15 protein-coding genes are annotated in these 16,277 nt (G+C 49.7%); 6 read left to right on the plus strand and 9 right to left on the minus strand.

Annotated features, from left to right (window positions below):
* Positions 1-104: 104 nt before the first annotated feature.
* Both ACYVEA_RS20650 and ACYVEA_RS20655 read left to right on the plus strand, forming a co-directional pair.
* Entirely contained in the window at positions 105-803 is a 699-nt protein-coding gene (locus tag ACYVEA_RS20650) for an SIR2 family NAD-dependent protein deacylase (protein ID WP_461115328.1), read from the plus strand.
* Between the two features lie 80 nt (positions 804-883).
* Complete coding sequence (locus ACYVEA_RS20655) at positions 884-1,312, plus strand: hypothetical protein (protein WP_461115329.1); 429 nt, start codon at positions 884-886, stop codon at positions 1,310-1,312.
* A gap of 34 nt (positions 1,313-1,346) precedes the next feature.
* Here the strand turns inward: ACYVEA_RS20655 and ACYVEA_RS20660 are convergent, their stop codons facing one another.
* The 5 genes from ACYVEA_RS20660 to ACYVEA_RS20680 form a co-directional block, all read right to left on the minus strand.
* Positions 1,347-1,919, minus strand: coding sequence for a chemotaxis protein CheB (locus ACYVEA_RS20660; protein WP_461115330.1), 573 nt, complete (start codon positions 1,917-1,919; stop codon positions 1,347-1,349).
* Complete coding sequence (locus ACYVEA_RS20665; RefSeq protein WP_461115331.1) at positions 1,901-2,710, minus strand: CheR family methyltransferase; 810 nt, start codon at positions 2,708-2,710, stop codon at positions 1,901-1,903. Before ACYVEA_RS20665 ends, ACYVEA_RS20660 begins: the two co-directional genes overlap by 19 nt.
* 9 nt (positions 2,711-2,719) lie before the next feature.
* The gene (locus ACYVEA_RS20670; protein WP_461115332.1) at positions 2,720-3,085 is read right to left on the minus strand and encodes a response regulator; all 366 of its coding nucleotides are present in this window, start codon (positions 3,083-3,085) and stop codon (positions 2,720-2,722) included.
* Positions 3,086-3,192: 107 nt separating this feature from the next.
* Positions 3,193-6,822: a response regulator gene (locus tag ACYVEA_RS20675; RefSeq protein WP_461115333.1), complete on the minus strand. Its 3,630-nt coding sequence runs from the start codon at positions 6,820-6,822 to the stop codon at positions 3,193-3,195.
* An 18-nt stretch (positions 6,823-6,840) separates the two neighbouring features.
* The gene (locus ACYVEA_RS20680) at positions 6,841-8,433 is read right to left on the minus strand and encodes a hybrid sensor histidine kinase/response regulator (RefSeq protein WP_461115334.1); all 1,593 of its coding nucleotides are present in this window, start codon (positions 8,431-8,433) and stop codon (positions 6,841-6,843) included.
* Between the two features lie 354 nt (positions 8,434-8,787).
* Here ACYVEA_RS20680 and ACYVEA_RS20685 point away from each other — a divergent pair, with 354 nt between their 5' ends.
* Positions 8,788-9,120, plus strand: coding sequence for a hypothetical protein (locus tag ACYVEA_RS20685; protein ID WP_461115335.1), 333 nt, complete (start codon positions 8,788-8,790; stop codon positions 9,118-9,120).
* A 215-nt stretch (positions 9,121-9,335) separates the two neighbouring features.
* Positions 9,336-9,698, plus strand: coding sequence for a hypothetical protein (locus ACYVEA_RS20690; RefSeq protein WP_461115336.1), 363 nt, complete (start codon positions 9,336-9,338; stop codon positions 9,696-9,698).
* An 11-nt stretch (positions 9,699-9,709) separates the two neighbouring features.
* Here ACYVEA_RS20690 and ACYVEA_RS20695 read toward each other — a convergent pair whose 3' ends face one another.
* Together ACYVEA_RS20695 and ACYVEA_RS20700 are read right to left on the minus strand one after the other, a co-directional pair.
* Positions 9,710-10,129 carry a hypothetical protein gene (locus tag ACYVEA_RS20695; protein ID WP_461115337.1) on the minus strand — a complete coding sequence of 140 codons (420 nt, stop codon included), beginning with the start codon at positions 10,127-10,129 and terminating at the stop codon, positions 9,710-9,712.
* A 209-nt stretch (positions 10,130-10,338) separates the two neighbouring features.
* The gene (locus ACYVEA_RS20700) at positions 10,339-11,940 is read right to left on the minus strand and encodes a CehA/McbA family metallohydrolase (RefSeq protein ID WP_461115338.1); all 1,602 of its coding nucleotides are present in this window, start codon (positions 11,938-11,940) and stop codon (positions 10,339-10,341) included.
* Between the two features lie 166 nt (positions 11,941-12,106).
* Here ACYVEA_RS20700 and ACYVEA_RS20705 point away from each other — a divergent pair, with 166 nt between their 5' ends.
* Positions 12,107-12,643, plus strand: coding sequence for a DUF2911 domain-containing protein (locus ACYVEA_RS20705; RefSeq protein WP_461115339.1), 537 nt, complete (start codon positions 12,107-12,109; stop codon positions 12,641-12,643).
* Between the two features lie 263 nt (positions 12,644-12,906).
* On the plus strand, positions 12,907-13,374 hold the full coding sequence (locus ACYVEA_RS20710; RefSeq protein ID WP_461115340.1) for a protein-tyrosine phosphatase family protein: 468 nt from the start codon (positions 12,907-12,909) through the stop codon (positions 13,372-13,374).
* 69 nt (positions 13,375-13,443) lie between these two features.
* On the opposite strand, the gene ACYVEA_RS20715 is transcribed toward ACYVEA_RS20710, so the two are convergent.
* Together ACYVEA_RS20715 and ACYVEA_RS20720 are read right to left on the minus strand one after the other, a co-directional pair.
* On the minus strand, positions 13,444-15,219 hold the full coding sequence (locus tag ACYVEA_RS20715) for a DUF885 domain-containing protein (protein WP_461115341.1): 1,776 nt from the start codon (positions 15,217-15,219) through the stop codon (positions 13,444-13,446).
* A gap of 130 nt (positions 15,220-15,349) precedes the next feature.
* Positions 15,350-16,240 carry an FHA domain-containing protein gene (locus ACYVEA_RS20720; RefSeq protein ID WP_461115342.1) on the minus strand — a complete coding sequence of 297 codons (891 nt, stop codon included), beginning with the start codon at positions 16,238-16,240 and terminating at the stop codon, positions 15,350-15,352.
* Positions 16,241-16,277 lie beyond the last annotated feature (37 nt).

The following is a 16,277-nucleotide window of genomic DNA, read 5'->3' on the forward strand; positions in this document are numbered from 1 at the left end:
AACACAGAGTTACTGAGAAAAACAGAGTGCACAGAAACAAAAACTTTGTTACCTCTGTGCCAAAACTCTGTAACTCTGTGTTTAAATCTCTTTATCTTATTGTTATGGGAACTCGCAAAAAAATCGTCGTTTTATCGGGTGCTGGCATCAGTGCGGAGAGTGGCATTCCAACGTTCCGTGCCTCGGATGGACTTTGGGAGAATCACCGCATCGAAGATGTGGCTACCCCCGAAGCCTGGGAACGCAACCCGGCGCTGGTGCAGGATTTTTACAACCAGCGCCGAAAGCAGGCACTTACCGTTCAGCCCAACGCGGGACATCTGGCCCTGGTGAAACTGGAGGCCAAATACGACGTAACGATCATCACCCAGAACGTCGATAACCTGCACGAACGGGCCGGATCATCGAAGGTCATTCACCTGCACGGTGAGTTATTCAAATCACGCAGTACGAAATACCCGAGCCTGATTTACGACATCGAAGGCTGGGAATTGAAAGAAGGCGATCTATGCGAGAGAGGCTTTCAGTTACGTCCGCATATCGTCTGGTTTGGCGAGGCCGTGCCCATGATGGACGTAGCACTTGACATCACGAATGAGGCTGACTTGCTTATTGTTGTGGGCACATCGCTAAACGTATATCCAGCGGCTGGCCTGGTCTACGCCGTTCAGGATGGCGTTCCGATCTACGTTGTGGACCCCAACATTCCCACCATGCACAAACGCCCCAACGTTACGTTCATCGCCGAACCGGCTACCGTTGGCCTGACGGAGTTGGCGGAGGAGTTGTTGGCGAAGGAGTAGGTAACATAGTTGACTGTGGCCAGTTTATAAAGGAATAGTCATTATAGCATAAATCAACTTATAACGGTACCAAGTGTACTATGAGAAGATCATTTTTTGTGTTTATTGCCAGTTTACTTGTTGCCGGAATGGTCAGCGCCCAAACGAAAGTGGCAAATTATTCCTACGGGAAACCCGGAACGGATACATATGAGCAGCTAAGTTTCTGGATGAAAGATGGCCAAAAGAGTAGCATCGATTATACATATGGCAAAGACCGAAAAGACGTTAAACTACGCTACGTCGGTAAATACGAGGCTAGCTTTCAGGTCCGGTTTCCGAATAACACTACCCTAACTGTAAATCCCAAAGGCACTACGTTAATAGTGGTCAACACTAAATCCAATTACGCCAAAACATTTGTCTGGGAATACGAAGGCCCCGTCAATGGCATTGGTACGTTTTGTAATGTATGTGCCCAGGATGAAAAAGAGGCCATGCGGCTTATCCGAACTTATTATCTCCACTAAACGACTGCTTTTACTGCGTAGGCTTGAGATTCGCTCATGTCAAAAGCGAGATCAACCCCGCTACGTCCAGCACATAATCAATGGGAATGCTCAGCATAGCCTGTCGGGGCATGAAGGCAACCTGGGCGGATTCGGGCTGCTGAACAACAATAATACCCCCCGCTTTTTTGATGGCTTTGAGTCCATTCGTACCGTCGGCGTTGGCGCCCGACAGCAATATCCCCAGCAACGAAGGGCCGTATACATCGGCAGCCGACTCGAAGGTTACGTCGATGGACGGGCGGCTGTAGTTTATTTTCTCGGAGTCGTCCAGCGAAAACGTTCCGTCCTGTTCGATCAACAAATGATAGTCGGCGGGGGCCAGGTAGATGTGGCCCGGCACAATGGGCTCTTTGTCATCCACTTCTAGGAGGGGAATACTGGTTTTGAGCGCAAACAGATTCGCCAGGTTGGAATCGGCCGTATTTTTCCGGTGCAAAACAATGATCATAGCATAAGGCAAGGGAGCGCGTAGAGCCGGTAACAGACTCAGCAACACGTCGATACTACCGGTAGACCCCCCAATCAGGACTACCTTACAGGCGTCGATCACTTTATTTTCCGCCATATCTTTTCGTTCTCTACCTGTTTGAATTTCGACTGGATGGTGGAGAACTTCAGGGTTTCCTTGGCCCCTAACGCCAGGTAACTGAGCGGCCCCAGACTCTCATCAAATAGCGTTAACACTCGTTCCTGCAATGCCTTATCAAAGTAGATCAGTACGTTCCGGCAAAGGATCAGGTCGAACTCATTGAACGAGCCATCCGACACGAGGTTGTGCGTCGAGAACACCATCTTTTCGGCCAGCTCTTCCCTGAATTTCACCCGGCTATATTGTGCCGTGTAGTAACTGGAAAAATCAGCCGTACCGCCCGATAGCATGTAATTTTCGGAATACTGCTTCATCGGGGCCAGGGCAAAAATACCTTTGCGGGCCGCTTCGAGCACTTCCGGGTTCAGGTCCGTGGCATACAGCAATGATTTGTGTAATAGCCGCGCTTCCCGGAGTAAAATGGCCATCGAAAATACCTCTTCGCCCGTCGAACAGCCCGCATGCCATATCCGGATAAACGGCTTGGCCGACAAGGTCGGCAATACCTCGGTTCGGAGCGTCTTATAAAATTGAGGATCACGAAACATTTCCGTAACGTTCACCGTCAATTCCTCCACAAATCGCTTTATGTAATCCGAATCGGACTTGACCCGATACCGCAATTCAGCAAAGCTCGGAAACTTGTCTAACGCCCACAGGCGATTGATACGTCGTTTCAGTGAAGCTCTGGAATAGTGGGTAAAATCGTACCCGTGAAGCTCATAGAGATCATTCAGCAATAAATCAACTTCGTTTTCTTCAATCATGATCCCCCGTTAAATAGTCGACAGCAAATGCAACAGCCGATCCACGTCAACTGGCTTTGACAGGTAATCCGTCGCTCCAGCCCGGAGGCATTTTTCCCGATCGCCCACCATCGCCTGCGCCGTAACCGAAATGATCGGCGTGTCTTTTCGGTTCTCCAGATTTTTGATCCGGGGAATCGCTTCGTAGCCGTCCATCTCCGGCATCATCATGTCAATCAGAATGGCATCGACTACGGCATCGGTTTTCAGGATTTCCAGGGCTTCTTTGGCGCTGAGGCACGACAGACAATCGAATGACCGGGCCTTCAGGGTAGCCGTCATCGCAAATATATTCCGGCTATCATCGTCAATGATCAGAACTCGTTTTTTAGGCATAATATCGTTTGTTCAACACAGAGAAAACAGAGGACTAACGGAGAATACAGCGAACAAAAGGAAAGTTGGTGTACTCTGTTTTCCTCCGTTTCCTCTGTGTTTATAGGTTAAGACCGGTCATATAACCAGACACGTAGTAACGAGATAAGCTGGTCGATGTCAACCGGTTTGGTGATATAATCAGACGCCCCAGCCTGGATGCACTTTTCCCGGTCGCCAGTCATGGCTTTGGCCGTTACGGCAATGACCGGCAAATTCTTCCACTGGTAATGCTCCCGAATTTTTCGGGCCGTTTCGTAGCCATCCATCTGGGGCATCATCATATCCAGCAGCACGACATCGATGGTCGGGTTTTCGTCTAATTTTTGCAGGGCCTCTTTGCCATCCAGCGCCGTGATAACGGTCATGTTATACTGCTCCAGCGCCTTCGATAACGAGAAGATATTCCGTACATCATCGTCGGCTACCAGCACCGTTTTATTGTCCAGCACCTGACTCAGTCCACCCAGTTTTTTGGTCGTGCCACTCCCCTTTTCCTGCTTGTTCTCCTCCACCAGGTGTAGGAAAAGCGAGACTTCATCGAGCATCCGCTGATAGGAATGAGCCGTTTTGACAATGATCGAGTCAGCGTATTTTTTTATTTTCAGCTCTTCGGGCATCGACAGGCTTTTACCCGTAAAAATGATGATAGGCAGGCTTTCCATACCCGGATTTTTCTTGGCTTCTTCCAGCGTTTCGTAGGCTTTATTGTCCGGGATACCCATGTCCAGGATGACACAGTCTACTTCCTTGCGTTTCAGCGCATCGATGCCTTCCGCTACGTTACTTTTCAGTTCTGAATTGATGTTGAATGTCTCCAGGAAGTACGCTAATGCCTTGGCATGCTTGGGATTATCCTCAATAATCAGCACTTTCTTGTGCTCTCGATTCAGGACGTATTCGATCTTTTTAAAGACGTCCTGCATTTGCTCGAAGGCCATTGGCTTGTCCACAAAATCAACGGCTCCTTTCAGCAGACTCTCATTTTTCAGCTGGTGGGAGGACATGATATGCACCGGAATGGGGCGGGTACGCGGATCCGCTTTTAGGGCATCCATCACCTCCCAGCCGCTCATGACCGGCAATTGGATATCCAGCAGAATACCAAGTGGTTTATAAATAGCCGCCAGCTCCAGCCCTTCGTCACCCCGAACGGCGACGATGCCTTTGTAGCCCTTTTTACGGGCATAATCCAGCAGCGATTTGGCAAAGTTTGTGTCGTCTTCAACAATCAGGATAATTTTATCCTGCGCCGTGATGGACGCGCGGTCATCTGGAATGGCCTCCGGAATCGTTGAACTGAGGTACTGATTAACGGCTGTAGCAGGTTTTGAAAGCGGCTGCACCTGACTGGCCGGGGATGGCTCTACAGTACGTTGAGGCAGCGTTTTTTCGACCGGTGTTGCTACGTGAGAACCCGAAACCGGTATGTTGACCGTGAATTCACTTCCCTGATTAACCTGACTGGTCAGTGTAATTTCGCCCCCCAGTAGTTTGGCCAGTTCGCGGCTGATCGACAGGCCCAATCCTGTTCCACCGTATTTCCGCTTGGTCGACCCATCGGCTTGCTGGAAGGCTTCAAAAATGAGCGGCTGTTTCTCAGGTGCGATGCCGATTCCCGTGTCTTTAACCGAAAAACTGACCGTATTGGCTTTCTGTGCGTCGCCGGAATCCTTCCTGATGGTCAGGCTTACGCTGCCGCTCGACGTAAATTTAAGGGCATTGGAGAGCAGATTCTTCAGGATTTGCCCCAGTCGTACCTTGTCCGTTTCAATAATCGAGGGAACATCCGGCTCAACGTTGATCGAAAAATCAAGTCCTTTTTCCTTAGCCATCAGTCCGAAAAGCGACTGAAGTTCGTGGGTAATTTCGGAAACGGGTACGTCCTGATACTCCAGTGTCATCTGTCCGGCTTCTATTTTAGACAGATCAAGTATCTCATCAATCAGGCCCAGCAAGCCATTGCCCGACGACTGAATGACGCGCGCATATTCAACCTGATCGGTGTTCAGATTTTCGTCCGTATTCTCGGCCAGCAACCGACTCAGCAATAAAATTGAATTGAGTGGCGTCCGAAGTTCGTGGGACATGTTGGCCAGAAACTCTGATTTGTAGCGGGTGGTCAACTCCAGCTCGTCGGCCTTTTTCTGAATTTCATCGTTTTTTTCCTCCAGGAGCAGTCCGCGCTCTTCCAGTTCGGTATTGGTCTGTTGCAGTTCTTCCTGCTGCACACGCAGTTCCTCTTCGGACGCCTGAAGCTTTTGGGCCTGCATTTCCAGTTCCGCATTCAGGTTTTCCATCTCGTTATGCTGCGCCTGCAATTCCTCCGACTGTGCCTGCATTTCTTCCAGAAAATTCTGCAACTTAACGTAGTCGAGTGCGGCATTGACGCCAATAGCCATGGTTTCCTGATTGTGTTCCAGAAAGTCAATCTCCAGGGAATTGGGTTGGCGCAGCATACCGACTTCAATGGCTCCCAGACACGTATCACCATACACCAGCGGAGTAATTACCAGCGAAGACGGGTAGGCATCACCTAACGACGAGGTAATCCGGCTGTAATTAGGTGGTACGTCCTGAACAACCAGTGTCTTTTTGCGCTCAATGGCCTGGCCAACCAATCCTTCACCTACGCTGATAATCGTTGGCGCCTGCTGAGTTGCGTAGCTCCCAGACAATTGAAAATTCCCTTCATTATCAATCAGATACACCGTAGCCAGTGGGGCATTCAGGTAGTCGGCGATGGTGTTAACCAGCCGGACCCCTAATTTTTTTAGTTCTTTTTCACCCCGAATCGCATCACTTAGCCTGACGGCTCCATGTTGCAGCCAGTTTCTATTATTTAAATCCGTAAATGTCTGCTCCAGCGATTCCGTCATTTGGTTCAACGCCTTCGAAATACGGCCCAGATCATCCTCTTGCGTATCGGGACTACGTACTGAATAATCTCCGCCCGCAATTTCCCGGGTTACCTCTTCCATCACGCCAATGCGGTTGGCCGTCTCAATGTATTTGGCTTCGTCCAGTTTCTGTTGCGCCAGTCGATCATCCAGATCTCGTTTGATACGCACATACGTAAACGCTGTGATCATCATGGAGATAATGGCCGCAATAATCAGCAGAAAGGGCGTATAGGTAATGTAGATTTGCTGTTGCTCAATCCGGGTTTGCAAGAGTTTAGTTTCCTGCGCTTTCATCCGGTTGACTACCGCCCGAAGATCATCCATGACCTTTTTCCCTCGCTTCATCTCTTTTAACTGCTCCACCGTATCCCGGCTAAAGGTCCGATTCCGTTTGGTCATGTCGATGATACGTTGCATCTGCATGAATTTGGCTTCATACAACGCTCTGGCCTGGGCAAGATTCGTTTGCTGACCGGGACTGTCAGCAACCAGAATCTGCAGCCGGTCGTCGCTGTCTTTTACCTTTTCATAGCTGCCATTGTAGGGTTGTAAAAAGAGCGGGTCGAGGGTAACCAGATAGCCGCGCTGCCCTGTTTCGGCATCTTTCACGTAGGAAATGATATTTTCGGATTCGAGTAGTACCTGATTGGTGTGGTTGACCAGTTGAGAGTTGGCAATCAGTTTCTGAATGCTATAAAACGACGCGATCAGACTGATCAGGAGTAAGAGCGTTGAGAAAGTAAAAACAAGTTGCAGTTGCCGAATAACCGAGTTCGACATGGTGGTTTGTGGCATGGTGGTAGGCAGATCGGGCTATAATATGTCAGTAAGTTGTGTCTGGTTGCTTTGTTTGACCGGCAGAACGAGGATAAAGCGCGTTCCTTCATTAATCCGGCTTTTGGCAGAAATGAGGCCATTATGTTTCTCGATATTCTTCTTCGCAATGGCCAGCCCGATGCCGGTCCCTTCATACGTAGCCCGGTTGTGCAGGCGTTGAAAAATAATAAAAATACGATCCAGGAATTTTTCATCGAAGCCAATGCCATTATCCTGGACTACAATCCGGCAATACGTTCCGGTGGGTGATGGGCTGGCATCAATGGCCTTACTATCAATCAGCTCGCCACTGATACGTATCTGTGGCGGTTCGTTTTCTTTGGCAAATTTGAGGGCATTGCTGATCAGGTTCTGAAAAACCTGCCGTATCCGGCCCGGAATCGTGTCAAGAACCGGGAGTTCATCGAAGATAATTACAGCTTTCTTTTGGCTGATGGTATCATCAAAGTCAAGCAGGAGTTCATGGAGCAGGACTTTAAGATCGGTAGGCTGATAATCTTCCGGCATTGAAAGCCTGGAATAGGCCAGTAAATCATTGATCATCGTCGACATGCGGGCCGCCGACCGGATGGCCCGATCCAGGTAAGAGACCGCATCGGGATTATCCCGGAGGTACTTTACCTTGATGGTATCATTAAGCAGCTGAATCTTTCGCAGCGGCTCCTTCAAATCGTGCGACACCACCCAGGTAAACTGCTGGAGTTCGTGGTTAGTACGTTCTAACTCGACATTTTTAAGCTGGAGTTCATTGGTTCTTAACTCGACCTGTTGCTCCAGCAGTTCGGCAGCCTCCTTTTGCGAATGAATATCCGTAAATGTGCCAATCCATCGAATCACTACGTCCTGCTGCTTGATGGGAACGATACGCAGAAGATGATAACAGTACGATCCGGTACTCAATTCTTTCAGGCGCACCTCCCGCGTAAACTCTTTCCCATTGGCAAAGGCTGTTTTCCAGTCGTCGCAACTTTCGTCATCCGGGTGGTTTTCGGGGAAGTCCGTTGCACTAGCGGCATAGCGAAACCAGTGTTCATTCACGTATTCGAGTTTACCCGACGGTGCCATTGTAAAAGCCATCTGGGGTAGGGAGGCCAGGACTTTCTGTAACTCCTCCATACGCTCACTCAGGGCCTCCTGGGCCTGTTTGCGCACGTCAATCTCCTTGCGCAGCGAGTCCTGGGTAGCTCTAAGCTCTTGTTGCTGCTCATACAGTTTCTGGAGCGTCTTTACTTTCAGGACCAGAATATCGGGATCAACGGGTTTGGTCAGGTAGTCAACGCCCCCGGAGGTATAGCCTTTGGTAATGAATTTTTTCTCGGTGTTTACGGCCGACAGAAAAATAATGGACGTATCCTTGGCTCTGCTGAAACCAGCAATGGCATTGGCCACTTCAAAGCCATCCATGCCGGGCATTTGTACATCAAGAATAATGACGGAGTACGCGTTTTTAAGGACTTTTTTTAAGGCTTCCTCCCCCGATTCGGCCGTATCAACCGAAAAACGATGCAGTTCGAGAATCTTTTTTAAGGGAAGAATATTTTCCCGTCTATCATCAACAATAAGAATCATGCAAGACAATCAGTTAAACCGTTGAGATAGAGCCGTTACCTGACTCTATTCCCAGGAAAGACATTCCATGTGATAAGCGACGGGCAATCACAATAACGCGAAAAGACGTGCTTTCCTGAAAATATCGAGTGAAGATAAAGTAGGGAGGGGAATGCATCCAAATTAGCGTCTGTTGAATGGCAATAAATTGATCGTACTAGCTGAATTGGTCAAAATGGTCACTTATTTCCGCTCAAAAGTCGCTAATCTTTAGCCCGATAACTGAACAAAAATCAGGTTTTCGTATGATTTCGATCAGGAATTGAGAAAGGCCGTTCAACGTCCTTTGTGTCATCATTTAAATACACAATGCTCATGGCAACCCTCACACATGCAACAACTGATTATTCCAGTACCTCATCCAGTCACTGGCTAACCACGTATAAAAATTACGTTGATAAAGCCGAATTCAACCGCATCGGCTGGGCGGCTACGGCGGTGGCCCTTCAGGGCTGTATCCTGTCGCCAGTGCTTCTGCTGGTGATGTTCAACACCGGTGGGGGCGATTGGCAATTCCTGATGAGCATGCTTTGTTTTCTACTGGTGCTGGTACCGGTTCTATCCGCATTACCCGTAAAATATATCTTCCCGGCATTTGTAACCAGCTTGATTTTGCATGTGCTGGTCATACTGATCGACTTGCTGTAAACCTAAATCATTTAGCCCCAACCGGGTAAGTCATGGACTCAATTGAGCCTATGATTTACCCGGTTGTTGTTTTACCTGGGTACGTATCAGCCAAAACCCCGCCAAAACCAGCTACTTATTGATTCATTCCCACCAGTTATCGACTCCCGCGTTGACCCCGCCGTTATGTAGTGTTTCTTTGCAGTAAGTAAGCTACAAAAACTTAACACGATACAATGGCAAACGCAAAAACTGTAGCCGACGAATGGTCGGTACGTGACCTCGAAGATGGGTCTTCATTAACAATCACCGTCGTAAACTGTACGGAGCTGGGCAATCAATCCTTACCGGGTATCCAGGTTCTTTACATGGGAAACACGATCAACTATGAGCCGCTGATAACGGAACGATGGGCGTATCAGGCCTCCAAAAAGGGCGTTGACGAGTACTTGCTGGAAAACAATTCCTGGATGGTGCATCAGGATCAGTTCGTAAAAAATTACCTCGTGCTTGGCTCACCTCTCAAAGCCAAAGTGGAAGTAAAAACGCGTAGCTCGAAAGTAGTTACGAAAGAATACGACCTTCCCTTCGAGGTGTAGAAAGCCTTGTTTTACAACAGATTCAGGCTCATCATTCCCGACAGAAACTGAAGGCATCCGTCCTTGATCCGGGAAAATTCGCTGATCAGCAACGTAGTGTGTCGCTCAATGGTGGCTGACAGGCCAAAGTGCACATTGTCGCATGCCAGTTCCTGTTTGGCGGGTGAGCAATCGACTCCGTTGCAGATCAGGTCGCGGTGAAGTCGATCAAGTTTGGTTTGCAGCTGGTTCAGATCCTGGTAATAATCGATGGCATCGTGGCGCAGGCTCCGGCAATTGTACTGATCCATTACATCGAGCAACAGCGTCCTAAGCTGTTGAATTTCCTCCTCCTGCTGGCGAATAATTTGTTGCCAGTGCTGATGTTCCTCGTGGCAGGAAGTAGTCGTTATAGGTAGCGGGAACAAGTTGATTGACGGTACACGATTCATGCCGATGGGTGATTTTAGGGAGTTAACGATTTTCTTTCAGTTGGGTGGAGCAGCGCAAGCCCCAGGAAACTGCCGCTATGGAGCGATGACAACAAGCTGGTTAATCAGTCAAAGTTGAGCGTTTCTAAATCGCCAGTTATTGATATATGTCAGTCGGAAAACTGATTTTCGTCAGGTACGTTAACCAGCGTGCATAGAGCCGTATATGTTTAGTGAGTACTCAGCCGCTTCCTCAAATCAGCAATGACGTGACGGGTTTCCTCAATGCGGGTTTTGAGGCCTTTTTGATAATACCAGGCCCGCGACTCGGGGTTATCCTGCTTTGTCTCCAGTTCCTTCTCTAACTCCTGCAGGTATTTTTCGCTTTGATTCAGGTAGTTTCCGGCCGTTTCAGGATTATGGAATCCACCCCCGTCGATGGTTACGTACACAGGCGTCGTGTGAGCCGCTTGCTGTGAACCGCCATAGCACCGGGCTGCGATCCACAGGCCCCGTTCGATGGATTTCAGGTTTAGGGTGATAACCAGATGGCTTGCCGATTGCCCTGGGTCATTCCTGGTGATACGTCCTAAAACCCGACCGTGGCCAATAATGTCGATAGAATCGAGGGGCATTTGTGCTGAGTGACCAAAAGCCTGCGCCGTAATGGTCAGATTATCCCCCTTTTTCAGCCTTAGCCGGTCGCCCGGCAAGGCGTTGTTCACCCGAAAGTCAAGAATCGGTCCGCTCGTTACAAACGTGTGCCCAGCCGCTACAGCCGCTAGCCAGGCCTTGTGGCTAAAGGGACCGGTCAGGTAGGTATAAAAACGGGCATTTCCGATTTGGGCTGAGTGCTCGGGTGGTCCGTGGTCATGATCGTGACCGCACCACGGGAAATCGGAGCCAGCGGTTGCGGTTAAAGGAAACCCCAGATCGAGCAGATGGTAATAGTGTTCGGTACGTAACGGCTTGTCCGACACGCAGTACTGAAGCAACTCCAGCACATCCACTTTAGCGCGCAGTCCATCCAGCATCAGTCCCCGATACCCGTGGAAGGACTCGGCCTGGTGCGCGTAGCCCGTAAGACCACCCCGTTTGTGCACCTCGTCAAATACCTTATCGTAGTAATAATAATCCCGGCTGTAGCGCACGGACGACGTAGCGCCAAAACCCAGCGCATGGCCAATCTCGGGGGTGCGCGGGTCTTCCTGACCGGGCGTCAGCAGGTAGTTACCCCGTCTATACACCCCTTTTTCTCCGAATGCATACTGCGGGTAATAGGTTTCCCAGAAATCGCCCATTTTCAGCAACACGCCCACGTTGATATCTTCAGCCTGAATCCAGTCAAGTAAGGGCTGATCTTCATGGGGCGACCGCCGAATATGAATATGCCCATCCGCCGAATACCAGCCACGAGCGGCCATATTGATCCAGCGCGCCAGTCGATACGTTTGCCGGATTTCCTGATTTGGCTTAATCGTCACTGAATGCGTTTGACGGAGGTATTCATTTCCTTTCGATACCACAAGTTGGTAAGTTCCTGGCGGCAATGTCATGGTAAATGAACCCGCCACGTAGAACGAACTATCGGGCTGAAAGGCAAATCCATCGGCATGGTCCCACAACCCATACGAAACAGCTACGGCTTCATCGGGAACAGCCGCCACCGGTTTACCCAATTGCGTGATCCTCACCCGCACGGGCGTCAATTTACCCGTAGCCGCATCCCGACTGTCAATGTGCAGCCGTCCCGAACGCAGCGTGTCCGTATCGGTAACGCCAACAGCCCAAAGCAGGAACGTAGTGAATGTGGTAATGAGCCATCGAATCATAGATGATGTAGTTGTAGAGACGGTCTTATGTTGCGTCCCCCCATGCGTCTTTTAAAAAAGTACTGGCAACTACCGCCTGTCAATTTATCGAATCAAATCTGACGGAGAAACCATTAACTTTACCCGGTAAAAAGTAGCTCATCTAAATCAATAAACCAGTTTAACCATGAAAAAAATAATCGCAAAAGGGCTTGTCTTAACAATTTTTGGCTTGTTGTTGTCTACGGTAACCTGGGCACAGGGCGATAAAGCGAGTCGGCCAAGTCCCCCGGCAACGGCTTCTGGAAAAGTGGGCGGAGCAACCATTACCATTACGTATAGCAGCCCGTCCGTTAAGGGCCGGACTATCTGGGGCAGTTTGGTACCCTACGGCAAAGCGTGGCGGGCCGGTGCGAACGAAGCGACCATTTTTGAGACCGACAAGGATATTATGGTAGAAGGCAAAAAATTACCGGCGGGCAAGTACAGCCTGTTTGCGGTGCCGGGCGAAAAGGACTGGAAATTTATTTTCAACTCCGAAACGGGCCAGTGGGGCATAAAACGAGGGGGCGATGCAAATATGGACCCAGCAAAAGACGTACTGACTGTTGACGCAAAAGCGGGAAAAGCCGCCAGCATGACGGAGAAACTCAAATACGACGTAACGGGCAAAGGGTTTGTGCTTACCTGGGAAAATGTGGAGGTGCCCGTCTCCATAAAATAAGGCGCTATTTATCAAAAAAAGGCCCGCTGGACGTCAACGTCCAGCGGGCCTTTTTTTATGATTAAGAAGCCGAGAATACTCGTATTTATCCCCTTTTTTCAACCAATACCTACCGTTAACTCTAATCCGTATACCATTTAATTAAATTACTCGGTCAGTGCATTCATATTTCACTAAAATTGCCTACCTCTTTTAAAATAACATAACAACAAGTAGTTCATCTACAGCCCGTTATGGTACCAAGAAATAAAGACGATTAGCTGATGGAACTCTACCAGATTACCGACGAAGGCACTTTATTTATCTCTCCTTCTATTGACGATTGGACCCCCATTTCCCAATTAGCCATTGACGCTGTATTCAATCTGGATTGTACGCTGGATCAGAATATTCCGGAAGTCATGAATGAGACGCTTTACATTTTCTTTCCCTTCGAAGATCAACACCTGCCTGACCTCAAAAAATTACACGACCTGGCCCGGCTGGGTGCCAATTTAATTAACAGCGGCCACCAGGTTTTGTCGCATTGCGGCATGGGCCATAATCGCTCGGCCTTACTGGCGGGCCTGGTTCTAACGTATCTGGGCCTGAGTGGCAAAGAAGCCGTTCGGTTGTTGCGTGCCAAGCGTCAGGGCGCGCTCTATAATAAAGAGTTTGCGGCCTACCTGGAATCAGTGCCAGCCAATGGAATTCCCATCAACGTCCAACGCCCTGCCACGATGTTTCAATAAGGCATTGGGAAACGCAGGGCCGACCGCCGATGTGTCGGACCACCCGGTCGGCCCTACGAACAGTATCCGCTATTTCTGCCGCGCGGACCAGGCATCCATTTTGCGCTCCAATACGTCCAGTGGCATACAGCCATCTTTGAGAAACTCATCGTGGAAAGCCGCCAGGTTGAATTTTGCGCCGAGTTCCTGCTCATACTTGGTCCGCAACGCCCGGATCTTCATGGCCCCGATTTTATAGGATAGTGCTTGGCCCGGAATGGCCATGTAGCGTTCAATTTCGGCCGTAGCGCCCTGTTCAGCAATGGGTTCGTTGTCCATCATGTACTTGATCGCCTGCTCGCGCGTCATGTGCTTCGTGTGCAAGCCCACATCCACCACCAGCCGGATGGCCCGGTGAATTTCGTCGCCCAGCGCGCCCATGTACTGATACGGATCGGTATACAGGCCCAGTTCTTTTCCCAGCGATTCGCAGTACAACGCCCAGCCTTCGCCGTAGGCCCCGTACCAGGCAAACCGCCGAAACTTGGGCAGACTGGTGTTCTCCTGTTGAAGTGACAACTGATAGTGGTGACCCGGAATGGCTTCGTGCAGAAACAACGACTCCATGCCCGAAGTGACATTGAATTTAGTCGCGTCGGGGATGGGGACGTAGAAAATGCCCGGACGGCTCCCATCGGCCGATGCCTGGTTATATTCGGCGCTGGCCGACGCTTCACGGAATTTCTCGGTTTGCCGAATTTCGAATTTCGACTTGGGGGTGTTGATGAACTCTTTTTTCAGGTTCGGCTCGATCTTGGCCAGAATGGTATTGAACGCGTCCAGTACGTCCTTGGGGCTTTTGTACGGATAGAATTTTCTGTCGGTTTTGAGGTGCGTAAAAAACTCAGCCAAACTACCGGTAAAGCCAACCTGCGTTTTCACTTTCTCCATCTCGCTCTGAATCCGGCTCACTTCCTTCAGGCCGATCTGGTAGATTTCCTCCGGCGTGTCGTTGGTCGTGGTCTGCACTTTAACCAGATACTTGTATAATTCCGGTCCCTTCGGCAACACGTCAATGCCCGATGTGGTCCGGGCTTTGGGCAGGTATTCATTCTTCAGAAAAGTGCCTAACTTCTGGTAGGTCGGCACGATTTGTTCCGAGATAGCTTTCTTATACGCAGCGGTTAGTCGGGTTTTGTCGGCCTCACTAAACGTCGCAGGCAGTTTCTGAATGGGTCCGTAGAACAGGCTTTTTGTGGGATCGGTCACGACCAGATCTGTCATCTGCGGAATCATCTTCACTACCAGGCTTTTTGGCAATACGTTGCTGGTGGCCATGCCTTTACGGAACGTAGCGATGGCCGTATCACCCCAAACGGCAAAGGCCGAAACGCGTTTTAACCAATCGTCATAATCCTTCACTGTTTTGAACGGTTGCGCCCCTTCCCCACTGCCTAGCTGCCCAAACGTCAGCGTCAGGCCGGTAAACTGGTTAAACGGAATATCTTCCAGATGAAACGGATACTGCTCCAGTTGCAACTCCAGTTCGCGTTTCAGAATGTCGTAAGAAATCTTGTCTTCATCCGACAGTTTTTCCCGATCAAATGGCTTTAATTTATCCAGTGTAGCGGTATAAAAGCTTTTTGTCTGCTCCAGAAATGCTTGTGAAATATCGTTGGGTAGCTGGTCATTAAAGCGATTGTCGCCCTGGCTGGTAGCCTCCAGGGGAAACAGCTTTAACCGTTGCTCGTAATAATCATCCAGGACGGTCGCAAAGCCGGGATCGGACGTAGTGTTTTCGCTTTTGTTGGCGTTGCAACCAATGAGCGTCGCCATAATCAGGGGTAGTAAAATACGCTTTTTCATACGTAATGTCTGGTGTTTGTTGGATGTGAAAGGTACAATTAACTGGTATAAAAGTTATTAAACACAGAAGCGCAAAGAACACAAAGGATTAAATTGCTCTGTGTTCTTTGTGCCTCTGTGTTCATTTTAATTATGGCAATTCAAACAAGAGCACAACTTCTCCGCCCAGCTCAATCTGATCGCCGTGCTGAAGGGGATAGCCCATACCGGGAATGTCGGCCCGTTCAGTGGTGTTGTCGGGATGGAAGATTTTGGTTTTGTTGCCGCTGGATGGCAGTCCGCCCGCATCGACAAGGAGCGCATACCGTTGGTGTGCTACGTCGTAACGGATGGTCGCGTGCGAACGGCTGACAGCTCCGTTACCTCTCCCCTTCTCAGGATTGAACGCCGGATCGTCGTCATTGAGGATCACGATATCATTGGTTCGCACCCGCCCCGACGTCGTCTGCACGGAATGCCCCCGCCCGATGCAGAACATGGTTTTCTGCGCAGGATCAAGCGTGTAATCGGTTTGTTCCGTCTGGCCTACCAACGCCGATACGCGAGCCCGTTTGGGCGGACCCGTTGGTTTCGAATCATCCAGCACAAGTAGACCCAGACTACCTTCGCGATACGTGCAATCCGGTAGCGCATCTGAATAAAAAGTATACTCAAACCGCCAGTTTTCGGGCAATTTGATATAATTATCCGCCAGTTGCCGACTTAATTCTTTCTGGAATTTGCCCGGCTGGCTGGCCCATAAAGCCACTCGGTACAATTCTTCCTCCTCAGTATTTTCAGGAACAATGCATAGCTTAACCCCAGCAGGCGTCGTTTCCGGCTCATTCTGGTAAGGTCGCAATTTATCGACGATAAACCGGAGTAACTGATCCCGTCGCTGTCCAGCCGGGGGCGGTCCCTGCGGTGCTGGCTTAGGCGTTTCTACAACAGGTTCAGCAGATTCCTCCGTCGTGTTGACGGCCGGAGCAGGTTGGGCCGGGGTAAATCCGAATAGGTTTTTGACGCTATCGAGAATGCTCATGTAGTCTGTTTGTTTATTTTCGCTTTACTTCGCCGGG

This window comes from Spirosoma jeollabukense (assembly GCF_054777855.1).